14 protein-coding genes are annotated in these 14137 nt (G+C 67.9%); 12 read left to right on the top strand and 2 right to left on the bottom strand.

All coding sequences use genetic code 11. The annotated features are described in order from the left end of the window. Positions 1 to 42 precede the first annotated feature (42 nt). On the bottom strand, positions 43 to 1338 hold the full coding sequence (gene purB / locus ACSVDD_RS11585; protein ID WP_448189504.1) for an adenylosuccinate lyase: 1296 nt from the start codon (positions 1336 to 1338) through the stop codon (positions 43 to 45). A gap of 274 nt (positions 1339 to 1612) precedes the next feature. Between purB and ACSVDD_RS11580 the strand changes: the two genes are divergently transcribed. After that, positions 1613 to 4192, top strand: coding sequence for a sensor domain-containing protein (locus ACSVDD_RS11580; protein ID WP_448189503.1), 2580 nt, complete (start codon positions 1613 to 1615; stop codon positions 4190 to 4192). Between the two features lie 54 nt (positions 4193 to 4246). Here the strand turns inward: ACSVDD_RS11580 and ACSVDD_RS11575 are convergent, their stop codons facing one another. Beyond that, positions 4247 to 4567, bottom strand: a complete 321-nt coding sequence (locus tag ACSVDD_RS11575; RefSeq protein WP_448189502.1) for a DUF1476 domain-containing protein — start codon at positions 4565 to 4567, stop codon at positions 4247 to 4249. Between the two features lie 125 nt (positions 4568 to 4692). Here ACSVDD_RS11575 and ACSVDD_RS11570 point away from each other — a divergent pair, with 125 nt between their 5' ends. The 11 genes from ACSVDD_RS11570 (at position 4693) to grxD (ending at position 14087) form a co-directional block, all read left to right on the top strand. Beyond that, entirely contained in the window at positions 4693 to 5463 is a 771-nt protein-coding gene (locus ACSVDD_RS11570; protein ID WP_448189501.1) for an NRDE family protein, read from the top strand. A gap of 125 nt (positions 5464 to 5588) precedes the next feature. Next, the gene (gene purC, locus ACSVDD_RS11565; RefSeq protein WP_448189500.1) at positions 5589 to 6353 is read left to right on the top strand and encodes a phosphoribosylaminoimidazolesuccinocarboxamide synthase; all 765 of its coding nucleotides are present in this window, start codon (positions 5589 to 5591) and stop codon (positions 6351 to 6353) included. 32 nt (positions 6354 to 6385) lie between these two features. Next, positions 6386 to 6625 carry a phosphoribosylformylglycinamidine synthase subunit PurS gene (purS, locus tag ACSVDD_RS11560; protein ID WP_448189499.1) on the top strand — a complete coding sequence of 80 codons (240 nt, stop codon included), beginning with the start codon at positions 6386 to 6388 and terminating at the stop codon, positions 6623 to 6625. A gap of 145 nt (positions 6626 to 6770) precedes the next feature. Then, positions 6771 to 7400, top strand: a complete 630-nt coding sequence (locus ACSVDD_RS11555; protein WP_448189498.1) for a DNA-3-methyladenine glycosylase family protein — start codon at positions 6771 to 6773, stop codon at positions 7398 to 7400. A 7-nt stretch (positions 7401 to 7407) separates the two neighbouring features. Beyond that, the gene (locus tag ACSVDD_RS11550) at positions 7408 to 8106 is read left to right on the top strand and encodes a glutamine amidotransferase (protein ID WP_448189497.1); all 699 of its coding nucleotides are present in this window, start codon (positions 7408 to 7410) and stop codon (positions 8104 to 8106) included. 91 nt (positions 8107 to 8197) lie between these two features. Further along, complete coding sequence (gene purQ / locus ACSVDD_RS11545) at positions 8198 to 8887, top strand: phosphoribosylformylglycinamidine synthase subunit PurQ (protein ID WP_448189496.1); 690 nt, start codon at positions 8198 to 8200, stop codon at positions 8885 to 8887. A gap of 126 nt (positions 8888 to 9013) precedes the next feature. Then, positions 9014 to 9787 carry a pentapeptide repeat-containing protein gene (locus tag ACSVDD_RS11540; protein WP_448189495.1) on the top strand — a complete coding sequence of 258 codons (774 nt, stop codon included), beginning with the start codon at positions 9014 to 9016 and terminating at the stop codon, positions 9785 to 9787. Between the two features lie 111 nt (positions 9788 to 9898). Then, positions 9899 to 12106: a phosphoribosylformylglycinamidine synthase subunit PurL gene (gene purL / locus ACSVDD_RS11535; protein ID WP_510167009.1), complete on the top strand. Its 2208-nt coding sequence runs from the start codon at positions 9899 to 9901 to the stop codon at positions 12104 to 12106. 145 nt (positions 12107 to 12251) lie between these two features. Further along, positions 12252 to 13367, top strand: a complete 1116-nt coding sequence (locus ACSVDD_RS11530) for a T6SS phospholipase effector Tle1-like catalytic domain-containing protein (protein WP_448189493.1) — start codon at positions 12252 to 12254, stop codon at positions 13365 to 13367. A gap of 113 nt (positions 13368 to 13480) precedes the next feature. Further along, on the top strand, positions 13481 to 13720 hold the full coding sequence (locus tag ACSVDD_RS11525; protein WP_448189492.1) for a BolA family protein: 240 nt from the start codon (positions 13481 to 13483) through the stop codon (positions 13718 to 13720). A 25-nt stretch (positions 13721 to 13745) separates the two neighbouring features. Continuing rightward, the gene (grxD, locus tag ACSVDD_RS11520; RefSeq protein WP_448189491.1) at positions 13746 to 14087 is read left to right on the top strand and encodes a Grx4 family monothiol glutaredoxin; all 342 of its coding nucleotides are present in this window, start codon (positions 13746 to 13748) and stop codon (positions 14085 to 14087) included. Positions 14088 to 14137: the final 50 nt, after the last annotated feature.

Below are 14137 nucleotides of genomic sequence, written 5' to 3'. Positions count from 1 at the left end.
ATGCGGAACGGGTCCGCATCGCCTTTCGACTGCATCACGTCATCAGGCGCCGAAGACGCGCTTGAAGACCGTGTCCACGTGCTTGGTGTGGTAGGCCATGTTGAACATCGGCGCCAAATCTTCGCGGGCGATGTGCTTGGTCACTTCGGCGTCGGCCAGCAGATTGTCCAGCAGGTTGCCGCCCTCGGCCCACACCTTCATGGCGTTGCGCTGGACGGCGAGATAGGCGTCCTCGCGGCTCATGCCGGCCTGGGTCAGCGCCAGCAGCACGCGCTGCGAGAACACCAGACCGCCGAGGTCCTCCAGGTTCTTCTTCATGCGCTCGGGATAGACGACCAGCTTTTCCATCATGCCGGTGGCGCGCACCAGCGCGAAGTCCAGCGTGACGGTGGCGTCCGGGCCGATCATGCGCTCGACCGAGGAGTGCGAGATGTCGCGCTCGTGCCACAGCGCCACGTTCTCCTGCGCCGGCACCACGGCCGAGCGGACGATGCGCGCCAGACCGGTGATGTTCTCCGACAGCACCGGATTGCGCTTGTGCGGCATCGCCGACGAGCCCTTCTGGCCGGGATGGAAGAACTCCTCCGCCTCGCGCACCTCGGTGCGCTGGAGGTGGCGGACCTCCACGGCGAGGTTCTCCAGCGACGAGGCGATGACGCCCAGCACCGAGAAGAACATGGCGTGCCGGTCGCGCGGGATGACCTGGGTGGAGACCGGCTCCACCGTCAGGCCGAGCTGCTCGGCGACGTACTGCTCGACGAACGGGTCGATGTTGGCGAAGGTGCCGACCGCGCCGGAGATGGCGCAGGTGGCGATGTCGGCGCGCGCCGCCACCAGCCGCTCGCGGGAGCGCTGGAAGGCGGCGTAGTGGCCGGCCAGCTTCAGGCCGAAGGTCGTCGGCTCGGCGTGGATGCCGTGGCTGCGGCCGATGGTGACGGTGTCCTTGTGCTCGATGGCGCGGCGCTTCAGCGCGGCCAGCAGCCCGTCGAGATCCTCGATCAGCAGGTCGGCGGCCTGCTTCAGCTGCACGGCGAGGCAGGTGTCCAGCACGTCCGACGAGGTCATGCCCTGGTGCACGAAGCGCGCCTCGGGGCCGACGTACTCGGCGAGGTTGGTGAGGAAGGCGATGACGTCGTGCCGGGTCTCACGCTCGATGGCGTCGATGCGCTCGACCTCCCACTTGCCGCGCTCCCACACCGCCTTGGCGGCGTCGGCCGGGATGACGCCCAGCTTGGCCTGCGCATCGCAGGCGTGCGCCTCGATCTCGAACCAGATGCGGAACTTGTTTTCCGGGTCCCAGATGCGGGCCATTTCGGGGCGGGTGTAGCGCGGAATCATCGTGCGGGTCTCCAGACAAGGCGAGCGCCGGACCTTAGCCGCCTGGGACGCGCGTGAAAAGGTTTTGCACGCAAGCGGGCATCGGCCCTTCGCCGGCTCTTTGTCGGCGCGACGTTTCATTCGTGACAAAAACAGTCAAAAATATTGCAAACTTTTCATCCCCTCGCGTACCATCCCCGGTTGGTGGGCTATAAAAAATATAACCGCACTTCGCGGGAGGAACGCTTTGATCCACGGGCTTTTTGGCCTTCAGGACCGCTCGGTTGGCGCGAGCATGGACTCCGCCTCGGCGATGGCCGACTCGAATCTGGAGTTGCTGAACATCCTGCAAGGGACGCCGGTCCCGACCTTCGTGATCGACGCGCAGCACCGCGTCACTCACTGGAACAAGGCGTGCGAGGCGATCATCGGCGTCGCCGCCGCCGACATCGTCGGCACGTCCGAGCAGTGGCGCGCCTTCTACCCCGAACCGCGGCCGACCATGGCCGACCTGATCGTCGACGGCATCACCGAGGAGATGGTGGCGCAGCTGTACGCCGGGCGCTGGCGCGCTTCGCCGCTGGTCGAGGGCGCCTACGAGGCGGATTCCTGGTTCCCGCACTTCCCCGGCGGCGGCCGCTGGCTGACCTTCACCGCGGCACCGCTGCGCGCCAAGGACGGCCGCGTGCTGGGCGCCATCGAAACGTTGCAGGACATCACCGAGCGCAAGCACGCCGAGGAAACCCGCCGCGAGCGCATGGCGCAGCAGCGCCTGGGCGAGATCGTCGAGGGCAGCCCGGTCCCCACCTTCGTCATCGACGCCGAACACCGCGTCACCCACTGGAACAAGGCGTGCGAAGCGATCATCGGCGCCTCGGCGGCCTCGCTGACCGGCACGCGGCTGCAATGGCAGGCGTTCTACAGCGAGGAGCGGCCGGTGATGGCCGACCTCATCGTCGACGGCGCCACCGAAGAGGAGATCATCCGCCACTACCCCGTCAAATGCCGGCGCTCCGCCTTCGTCGACGGGGCGTACGAGGCCGAGGATTTCTTCCCGAACTGCCCCGGCGGCGGCCGCTGGCTGGCCTTCACGGCAGCGCCCCTGCACGATTCCGAAGGCCGCGTCATCGGCGCCATCGAGACCATGCAGGACATCACCGAGCGCAAGCGCGCCGAGGAGGCCATGCGCCTCTACCACCGCGCGGTGGAATCGACCAACAACGGCATCATCATCACCGACCTCCACGCCACCGACCATCCCGTGGTCTACGCCAACCCGGCGTTCGAGCGGATGACCGGCTATCCGATGAGCGAGACCATCGGGCGCAACCCGCGCTTCCTGCTGGGCCAGGACCGTGCGCAGATGGAACTGGAGGCGGTCAAGTCGGCGCTGCGCCAGCACCGCCCCGGCAGCGCGGTGCTGCGCAACTACCGCAAGGACGGCACGCTGTTCTACAACGAGCTGTACGTCTCCCCGGTGCGCGACGGTGCGGGCGACATCTCGCACTACGTCAGCGTGATGACCGACATCACCGAGCGCAAACGCTATGAGGAACAGCTCGAACACCAGGCCAACCACGACGCGCTGACCGGGCTGGCCAACCGCAATTTGCTGATGGACCGGCTGGAGCACACGCTGGCCTGCGCCCAGCGCTACACGCAGAAGCCGGCGGTGCTGTTCGTCGATCTCGACAACTTCAAGTCCATCAACGACACGCTGGGGCACGACGTCGGCGACCATCTGGTGCAGGCGGTCGCCAAGCGCCTCGTGCACTGCATGCGCGAGGTGGACACGGTGGCCCGCCTGGGCGGCGACGAATTCGTCGCCATCATCCAGGACGCCCCGGAAGAGAGCGACGTCACCCACGTCATCCGCCGCATCATGGACGCGCTGGGCCGGCCGTTCACCATCGACGGGTCGGAGCTGTTCGTCACCTGCTCCATGGGGGCGGCGCTGTACCCGCGCGACGGCGACGACGTGGCGACGCTGCTGAAGAACGCCGACGCCGCCATGTACCGCGCCAAGGAGATGGGCCGCGCCGGCTTCCAGTTCTTCACCCGCGAGATCAACGAGCGCGTCAGCGAGCGCATGGTGATCGAACGCGAGTTGCACGGCGCCATCGCCCGCAACGAACTGGCGGTGTACTACCAGCCGCAGCTGGACGTGCGCACCGGCGCCATCGTCGGGGCGGAGGCGCTGCTGCGCTGGAACAACCCGCGCCTGGGCGCCGTCTCACCGGCCCGCTTCATCCCGGTGGCGGAAGAGAGCGGGCTGATCCTCAGCGTCGGCCGCTGGGTTCTGGAGACGGCGTGCAGCGACAGCCGCGGCTGGATCGCCGAGGGCTGGCAGAACGCGCGCCTGTCGGTGAACCTGTCGGCGCGGCAGTTCCGTCAGGCCGACCTCTACCACCACATCGAGGATCTGTTGCAGGACGCCGGCCTGTCCAACTTCATCCTGGAGCTGGAGCTGACCGAGTCCATGGTCATGCAGAACCCCGAGCAGGCCATCGGCACCATGCAGGCGCTGAAGGACATCGGGCTGCGACTGGCCATCGACGATTTCGGGACAGGGTATTCCAGCTTGAGCCACCTCAGGCACTTCCCGCTGGACATCCTGAAGGTGGACCAAAGCTTCGTGCGCGACATCTCCAACCACGCCGAGGGCGAGGCGATCGCCGCGGCGGTGGTCTCCATCGGCCACGCGCTGGGCAAGAAGGTGGTGGCGGAGGGTGTCGAGACCGAGGACCAGCTGGCGTTCCTGCGCAGCCACGGCTGCGACGAGTACCAGGGATTCCTGTTCAGCCCCGCGGTGCCGGCGGCGCGCTTCCGCGAACTGCTGCTGAACAACGGGCAACTGCCGGGGGCCGTGGGGTAGACGGCAAAGAAAGAGCCCCTCCCCCGCGAGGGGGGAGGGCTATACAAAACGCCCCTACTCGCTGACCACCTGATCGTGCGCGACCTGGAGCAGATGTTGCAGCTCCTTCTCGATGCGGTGCTCGGAGATGTCGATCCCCTTGCCTTTCAGGTCGCCCAGCAGGCGGGTGCGCAGCTCGTGCGGGCCGGCGGTGCCGAAATCGGTCTCCACGGTCTGCTTGGCATAGGCCTCGGCCTCGGCGCCCGACAGCCCCATCAGGTCGGCCGCCCACAGGCCGGCCAGCATGTCGCGCCGCGCCCTGATCCGGAACATCAGGTCCTGATCGTGCTGGAACTTATTCTCGAAGGCCCTCTCGCGATCGTCGAACGTGGTCATGGGGACCAGGACTCCTTGGCTTGTCTGCGCTTCCCGTTCCGGTCTTTATATAGCCGGCTCACCGCCCCACGTCACCGGGGGCCCAACGGCGAGATTACCGGGAGAGGGCTGGAAGGCAAGGACCCATGTGCAGCGTGATCATCCTGCGGCGACCGGACGCGGCTTGGCCGCTGATTCTGGGCGCCAACCGCGACGAGATGGCGGACCGCCCCTGGCTGCCCCCGGCGCGCCACTGGCCCGACCGCCCCAACGTGGTGGCGGGCCTGGACGAACTGGGCGGCGGCTCGTGGCTCGGCCTCAACGACGAGGGCTTGGTGGCCGCCATCCTGAACCGCCCCGGCACGCTCGGCCCCGAGCAGGGCAAGCGCTCGCGCGGCGAGTTGGTGCTGGAGGCGCTGGACCACGCCGACGCGGCGGAAGCGGCGCTGGCGCTGGGCCAGCTCGACACCCGCGCCTACCGGCCGTTCAACCTGCTGATCGCCGACAACCGCGACGCCTACGTGCTGATGCACCGCGGCGATTCCCCCCGCCACCGCCCGGAGGCGCAGCCGATCCCCGAGGGCCTGCACATGCTGACCGCCTTCGACCTGGACGACACGCAGGACCCGCGCACCGCACTCTATCTGCCGCTGTTCCGGCACGCGGCGGCGCCGGACCCGGACACCGCATCCCAGGACACGATGTGGGGCGGCTGGCCGGAGTTGCTGGCCAGCCGCATCTGGGATGGCGCGAGTGCGCGCGGCGCCATGAACTTCCGGCTGCCGAACGGCTTCGGCACCTCGTCGAGCGCACTGATCGCGCTGCCGGCGGTGGAGCGGCCGGACTTGGACCCAATCTGGCACTTCGCGCCCGGCTCGCCGCACGAAACCGCGTGGAAACCGCTGGAATTGGGCTGAAGCTGGTCATCCCCCTCGCCCACCCCCTCGCATTGTGTTCCGTACGCCGGCTTGCTATATCACTGGCGTACTTCCCTGGAGCGGCTACGGTTAAGCCGGTCCTACCGCAGTTCGGACGACCACCCATGAGCAGACGCCGGCGCATCTATGAAGGCAAGGCGAAAGTCCTGTTCGAAGGCCCTGAGCCGGGGACTCTCGTCCAGTACTTCAAGGACGACGCAAGCGCCTTCAACAACAAGAAGCAGGGTGTCATCACCGGCAAGGGGGTGCTGAACAACCGCATCTCCGAATACCTGATGAGCCGGTTGTCGGAGATCGGCGTGCCGACGCACTTCGTGCGCCGCCTGAACATGCGCGAACAGCTGATCCGCGAGGTCGAGATCGTTCCCATCGAGTTGGTGGTGCGCAACGTCGCCGCCGGGTCGCTGTCCAAGCGCTTCGGCATCCCCGAGGGGACGCCGCTGCCGCGCTCGATCATCGAGTACTATTACAAGTCCGAGGAACTCGGGAAGCCGATGGTCACCGAGGAGCACATCACCGCCTTCGGCTGGGCCGCCCCGCAGGACCTGGACGACATGGTGGCGCTGGCGCTGAGGGTGAACGATTACCTCTCGGGCCTGTTCCTCGGCATCGGCCTGCGGCTGGTGGACTTCAAGCTGGAGTTCGGCCGGCTGTGGGAGGACGAGGACATGCGCATCGTGCTGGCCGACGAGATCAGCCCGGACAATTGCCGGCTGTGGGACATCAAGACCAACGAGAAGCTGGACAAAGACCGCTTCCGCCAGGACCTCGGCAAGGTCGAGGAGGCGTATCAGGAGGTGGCCCGCCGGCTCGGCATCCTGCCCGAGGGCGGCCCCGGCGACGTCAAAGGCCCCAAGACCATTCAGTAACGGCAAACAAACCCAAGAGCGAGACAACACCCATGAAGGCCAAGGTTCACGTCACCCTGAAGCGCGGCGTCCTCGATCCGCAGGGCAAGGCCATCGAGCACGCGCTGCACACGCTGGGCTTCGACGGCGTCGACAACGTCCGCGCCGGCAAGGTCATCGAGCTGGAGCTGAAGAGCACCGACAAGGACGCCGCCCGCAAGGAGGTGGAAGCCATGTGCGCCAAGCTGCTGGCCAACACCGTCATCGAAGACTACGCCATCGAGCTGGCGTAACGTTTTTACTCCCTCTCCCCTCTGGGGAGAGGGTTGGGGTGAGGGGGTCCGGCACTGCGGATGTTCCGGGTCCCCCGAAAACCCCCTCACCCGACGCCTTCGGCGTCACCCTCTCCCCAGAGGGGAGAGGGTTTGTGGGCCTCCCATGACCCTCGAACACCTCGCCTCCATCGACCCCATTTTCGCCGAATGCGTGCGCGTCGGCGGGCCGGTGCTGCGCGACTTCACCCGCCCGGCGGGCTTTGCCGGCCTGCTGCGCATCATCATCGAACAGCAGCTCTCCACCCAGGTGGCGCTCGCGCTGTGGCGTAAGCTGGAGGAGCGGGTGCCGGCGATCACCCCCGACACCTACCTGATGCAGGACGAGGCGACGCTGAAATCCTGCGGATTCAGCGGCCGCAAGATCGAGTACGGCCGCATCCTCGCGGAATCCGTCGCCTCTGGCCGGCTCGACCTCGACGCCGTGCACGCCATGGAGGACGAGGCCGCCATCGAGGCGCTGGTCGCGCTCAAGGGCATCGGCCGCTGGAGCGCCGAAATCTACCTGATGACCGCGCTGAACCGCCCGGACGTGTGGCCGGTGGACGACCTCGCCATCATGCTCGGCGTGCAGCGTCTGAAGGGCTGGCCCGAGCGCCCGACCCGCGCCGACCTGATCGCCGTCGCCGAGCCCTGGCGCCCGCACCGCAGCCTCGCCGCACGGCTGGTCTGGCATCATTACGTGGCGCTCCAGCAGCAGGCGCGGCACAATCGGGCGGCCAAGTCCAAGCCGTGAGGTTTCCATGCCGCGCAGCGCGCTCGTCATCCGCCACGTCCATTTCGAGGATCTGGGCGCCTTCGCCGCCCCTATCGAGGAGCAAGGATTCCGGATCACCTACCTTGAGGCGGGTGTCGACGACCTGAAGGCCGTCGACCCTCTGGCGCCCGACCTGCTGGCCGTGCTGGGCGGCCCCATCGGCGCCTACGAGGAGGATCGCTACCCCTTCGTGGCCGACGAGGTGGCGATCCTCGAACGCCGCCTTGCGGCCGGGAAGCCGACGCTCGGTGTCTGCCTGGGCGCGCAGATGATGGCCCGCGCGCTGGGAGCCCGCGTCTACCCCGGCCCCGCCAAGGAGATCGGCTGGAAGCCGGTGACTCTCACCGCCGACGGCGCGGCCGGGCCGCTGAAGCATCTGGACGGCGTGCCGGTGCTGCACTGGCACGGCGATACCTTCGACCTGCCCGCGGGCGCAACCCTGCTGGCCTCGACCGACATCTGCCGGAACCAGGCCTTCGCGGTGGGCCGTCACGCGCTGGCCTTCCAGTTCCATCCCGAGGCATCGCCGGTCGGCTTCGAGCGCTGGCTGATCGGGCACGCTCTGGAAATCGCCGTGGCCGGGCTGTCGGTCACCGAACTGCGCGAGGGGGCGGCCCGCTTCGGCCACGACACCGCCGCGGCGGGCCGGCGCTGTCTGGCGGATTGGCTGGAGGGAAGCCGGTAGCATTCCCTGTGCCCTGCCCCTTGCTTCGTTCGCCCTATGCCTCTAGTGTCCCGCCTGCATCGCCACCCACGCCTGAGCGGAACCGCGCCCCATGAAGGCTGCCGTCATCGTTTTCCCCGGCTCCAACCGCGAGCGCGACGCCGTCGTCGCTCTGGAGGCCGCCTCCGGGGTCAAGCCGTACGAGGTTTGGCACCGCGACACCGAACTGCCCAAGGTCGACCTGATCGTCGTCCCCGGCGGCTTCTCCTATGGCGACTACCTGCGCTCCGGCGCCATGGCGGCGCACTCGCCGATCATGCGCGAGGTGAAGGCACGCGCCGATCAGGGCGTGCGGGTGCTGGGCATCTGCAACGGCTTCCAGATCATCACCGAAGCGGGCCTGCTGCCCGGCGCGCTCCGCCGCAACGCCGGCCTGAAGTTCGTGTGCAAGCTGGTGCACCTGCGCGTCGAGAACACCGACAGCCCGTTCACCGCCAAGTACCGCAAGGGCGAGATCGTGCGCTATCCGGTGGCGCACGGCGACGGCAATTTCTGGGCCGACGCCGACACCGTCAAGCGCATCGAGGACCGCGGCCAAGTCGCCTTCCGCTACGTCGATGCCAACGGCGGCGACGACGCGCTGGGCAACCCGAACGGCTCGGCCGCGGGCATCGCCGGCATCTTCAACGAGAAAAAGACCGTGCTCGGCCTGATGCCGCACCCCGAGGACGCCATCGAGGCGCTGCACGGCAACACCGACGGACGGCCTATGTTCGATGGCCTGGTTGACGCGCTGGCGTAAGCCTGATCGCGAAAACAGTTCTTTGGTAATGCCGGCATTTTGAAACTAACGCTGTGCGAATCGTTTGCATTAGGCTAGTCTCCCAAGATCTGGGGCTAAAAGCCCCAGAAAATGGGGAGGCCAAGCATGCGCGGATTTCTCCTGACGGCTGCCACCATTCTCGCAACGGCCCTCGCCGTGCTGCTGGCCGGCACCCCGGCCGACGCGGCGGAACGCCTGCCCCGCGGCGACTGCGCCGCTCCCCAGCCGCACACCCGACTCGTGCATTGCGCCTTCGCCGGGCAGCAACTGACGGGCACCGACCTGAGCGGCGCTGACTTGGCGCAAGCCGGGTTGAGCAGCGTCGATTTGAGCGGCTGCCAGTTGGACGGCGCCGATCTGCGCGGCGCCGATCTGCGCTGGGCGAACCTGACGGGGTGCAGCCTCGTCGGCGCCGATCTTTCCGACGCGGACCTGTTCAACACCGTCCTCGACGGCGCCGACCTGTCCGGCGCCTCGCTGGCTGGGGCCAATTTGCAGGGCGTGCGGCTGATCGGCGCGCAGGCCCCCGCCGCCGACTTCGCCGGGGCCTACATCCGCGACGCCCGGCTGGACCGCGCCGGGCTCGACGGCGCGCGCATGGCGCGGGCGCTGCTGCTGCACAGCGTGATCGCCGGCGCGTCGCTGAAGGGGGCGGACCTGCGCGGCGCGGTGCTGACCGGCGCCAACGCGGTCGCCGCCGACTTTTCGAGCGCCGACCTGACCGGCGGCGTGCTGCTCGACGCCCAGTTGGCCGGCGCGGTGTTCGAGAACGCAGACCTGACGGGCGCGGTGTTCGACAACGCGCGCATCGCCGGCTCGCGCTTCGCCGGGGCGCTCAACCTGCCCGGCAATCTCTCGACCACGGTGGCGGAGCGTTGAGGAGCAGACGGATCGGCTTGCTTTCGCGCGGGCGGGGCTTATAAACCCCTGGTGAACCCACCCCTCGGGCACGGGCCAGCCGTGCGCCGGGACGAACCGGTGAGACCCGCCTTGACCGAAGCCGCCGTCACCCCCGAAATCGCCGCCGAGCACGGCCTCACGTCCGAAGAATTCCAGCGCGTCCTGGAAATCATGGGCCGCGCCCCGACGCTCACCGAGTTGGGCATCTTCTCGGTCATGTGGTCGGAGCACTGCTCGTACAAATCCTCCAAGGTGTGGCTGACGACGCTGCCGACCACCGGCCCGCAAGTCATCTGCGGCCCCGGCGAGAACGCCGGCGTGGTCGACGTCGGCGACGGCGACGCCGTCATCTTCAAGATGGAAAGCCACAACCACCCGTCGTTCATCGAGCCCTACCAGGGCGCTGCGACCGGCGTGGGCGGCATTCTGCGCGACGTGTTCACCATGGGCGCCCGGCCCATCGCCAACATGAACGCGCTGCGCTTCGGTTCCCCCGACCATCCCAAGACCCGGCATCTGGTGTCGGGCGTGGTGTCGGGCATCGGCGGTTACGGCAACTGCGTCGGCGTGCCCACGGTAGGCGGCGAGACCAATTTCCACGCCTCCTACAACGGCAACATCCTGGTCAACGCCATGACCGTGGGCGTGGCCAAGGCCGACCGCATCTTCTATTCGGCCGCTGCGGGCGTCGGCAATTCGGTGGTCTATGTCGGCTCCAAGACCGGCCGCGACGGCATCCACGGCGCCACCATGGCGTCCGCCGAGTTCTCCGAGGATTCGGAGGAGAAGCGCCCCACCGTCCAGGTCGGCGACCCGTTCACCGAGAAGCTGCTGATCGAGGCCTGCCTGGAGCTGATGGAGACCGACGCCATCGTCGCCATCCAGGACATGGGCGCCGCCGGCCTGACCTCCTCGGCCGTCGAGATGGCCGGCAAGGGCGGGCTGGGCATCGAAATGGTGCTCGACCACGTGCCGATGCGCGAGACGGGCATGAGCCCGTACGAGATCATGCTCTCCGAAAGCCAGGAGCGCATGCTGTTCATCCTCAAGCCCGGCCGCGAGGATGTCGCCCGCAAGATCTTCGAGAAGTGGGAACTGGACTTCGCCGTCATCGGCACGCTGACCGACACCGGCCGGCTGGTGCTGAAGATGCACGGCCAGACCTGGGCCGACATGCCCATCGCCCCCATCTCCAACCGCGCCCCGGTCTACGAGCGCCCGTGGGAGCCGACCCCGCCGCAGCCGGAACTCGACGACAGCGTGTGGGATGGCTGGACGCTGTCGCTGGAAGAGACGCTGGTCAAGCTGGTCTCCTGCCCCGATCAGGCGTCCAAGCGCTGGCTGTTCGAGCAGTACGACAGCCTCGTGGGCGGCGACACCCGCTTCATGTCCGGTCAGGCCGACGCCGCGGTGGTGCGCCTGCCGGGCCAGAAGAAGGCGGTGGCGATCACCACCGACTGCACGCCGCGCTACTGCCTCGCCGACCCGGTGCGCGGCGGTGCCCAGGCGGTGGCCGAGGCGTACCGCAACCTGTCCGCGGTCGGCGCCCTGCCGCTGGCGGTCACCGACAACCTGAACTTCGGCAACCCCGAGAAGCCGCGGATCATGGGCCAGATCGTCGGCGCCATCCAGGGCATGGGCGAGGCCTGCCGCACGCTGGACTTCCCGGTCGTGTCGGGCAACGTGTCGCTCTACAACGAGACCAACGGCGAGGCCATCCTGCCCACCCCGGCCATCGGCGCCGTGGGCATCATGCCCGACGCCATGCAGGCGGTGAGCATCGCCTTCAAGAACGAGGGCGACGTGATCCTCGTCATCGGCGACACCAAGGGCCACATCGGCCAGTCGCTGTTCCTGCGCGAGATCCTCGGCCGCGAGGAAGGCCCGCCGCCGCCGGTGGATTTGAAGGCGGAGCGCCGCAACGGCGACTTCGTGCGCGGGATCATCCGCGACGGGCTGGTGACGTCGAGCCACGACGTGTCGGACGGCGGTTTGCTGGTCGCGGTCGCCGAGATGGCGATGGCCGGCGGCATCGGCGCCCACATCACCGGCCTGGACGGCGCGCACCCGAAGGTTCTGTTCGGCGAGGATCAGGCCCGCTACGTGCTGGCGGTGCGCCCGGACACGGCGGACCAGGTGCAGGCCCGCGCCACGGCGGCCGGCGTGCCGGTGACCGTTCTGGGCACGACGCGCGGCACCGCGTTGACCGGGCGCGGCGCCGAGACCATCGCCGTCGAGCGCCTGCGCAAGGCGAACGAGGCTTGGCTTCCGGCCTACATGACGGCCGGAGTGGAGTGAAGCCGGCGTCGAGCGGCATTCGCCAAACACGGGAGAGGGCGCCTTCGGGCGCCCTCTTCTTATTTGTGCGCACTTTCGGATGACTCGTTGAGATTGCGTGTCTAGCGTCAACCCTGGATCGACACTCCAGCGTTGAGGACACCCCATGACGAGCTTCAAGTACGTCGTCTGCATTGATGGAACCTGGAACAGCCCCGGTGCGGTGGACAAGGATCCGATCACCCAGGAGGAAGCCGCCTGCCCGACGAACGTCGAGCGCATGTGGAACGCGCTGTCCGGCCGCGCTCTCGACAACAAGGTGTGCTACGGCCGCATCTGCGACCTGAAGAACGAGCCCGGCGAGGCGGCCTATTTCGACGGCGTCGGCAGCGCGGGCACCGTTCTGGACAAGTGCTTCGAGGGCAGCACGGGAACCGGCACGTCGGAGCGCATCCGCGACGCCTACCGCTTCCTTGCCGAGCGCTGGGACAGCGGTGACGAGATCCACATCTTCGGCTTCAGCCGCGGCGCCTTCGCGGCGCGCAGCCTTGCCGGCTTCCTGAACCGGGTCGGGCTGCCGGCGGAGCGCTCCATGCTCGACGACGCCGCCATCGCCAAGCTTTACGAACCGTACCGCACACGCACCCCCGGCCCGCTTCCCGAGGGGCACGTCCCGGCAGCTGTCACCTTCGTCGGGGTGTGGGACACGGTGGGCGCGCTGGCCTTCGGCAAGGGCTTCAACAACTTCCACGAGACCAGCCCCGGCAACGTCGAACGGGTCGCGCACGCCCTGGCGCTCGACGAGCGGCGCGAAGCGTTCGGCCCGACCTTCTGGGGCCCGAAGACCGGCCAGACCAAGTTCGTCCGCGAGGTCTGGTTCCCCGGCGTCCACTCCAACGTCGGCGGCGGGTACGCCGACGCCAAGCTGTCCGACATCACGCTGTCCTGGATGATCCAGCAGGCCAAAGCCGCCGGGCTCTCCTTCGACGCATCCGCCATCGCCCGGGTGGACAGCGCCGCCGCCTTCGGCGAGATCCGCGACTCCTACAAGGAGTTCATGGGAAAATTCAGCGTGGTCGGAGGGCTGCTCGCCAAAGTGAATTGGGAGGCCGTGCCGCGCACGATCCTCGACGGCCAGTCGATTCACGAGGCGGTCCGCGAGCGCATGGAGCACGACGCCGGTTCGCCGTACGTGCCGGCCGCCCGCCTGCCAGGGAAGCTTCCGCTGACGCCGGCGGTCGTCTCGGCCCGCGAGGAGCCCTGGCAGAAGCTGGACGGCTAAATCCCTAGAACCTCTAAGGATGACAAAAGGCGTTCGGAGAACTACTTATTCGTTGATCATAGGCGGGGCCATAGCGGCTCCGCCTATATGGCATGGCAGGAGACAGGCACACCATGGCGATGGACGCCCCGAGCATCGAGCGCCTGATCAGGGAAGGCATCCCGGATTCGACGGTGCAGATCGCCGATCTGCGTGGCGACGGCGACCATTACGCCGCGCACGTCGTATCCGCCGCCTTCAAGGGCAAATCCCGCGTGCAGCAGCACCAGATGGTCTACGCAGCGCTGCAAGGCAAGATGGGCGGCGAGTTGCACGCGCTGGCCCTCACCACGGAGGTCCCGGAAGGGGCCTGAGGCTTACACACGAAGGGTACGAGAAATGGTCGATCCGAACGTCGTCGAACGCATCAAGCAGGACATCACCGGCAACGATGTCGTGCTGTACATGAAGGGCACTCCGGTGTTCCCGCAGTGCGGCTTTTCCTCTGCCGTCGTCCAGGTGCTGACCCACGTGGGCGTGAAGTTCAAGGGCGTCGACATTCTGTCGGACCCCGGCCTGCGCCAGGGCCTGAAGGAGTTCTCGAACTGGCCGACCTTCCCGCAGCTCTACGTCAAGGGCGAGCTGGTCGGCGGCTGCGACATCGTGCGCGAGATGTACGAGAACGGCGAGCTGACCCAGCTCTTCGCCGACAAAGGCGTCGCCACCGGCGCTGCCGCCTGACGGCCCCGTCCGGCATCGGTTTGAAGCAAGGGCTCCGCCACGGCGGGGCC

This window comes from Azospirillum terrae (assembly GCF_053470425.1).
The sequence above is the reverse complement of the archived record's forward strand: the minus strand, read 5'-3'. Positions and strand labels throughout refer to the sequence as shown.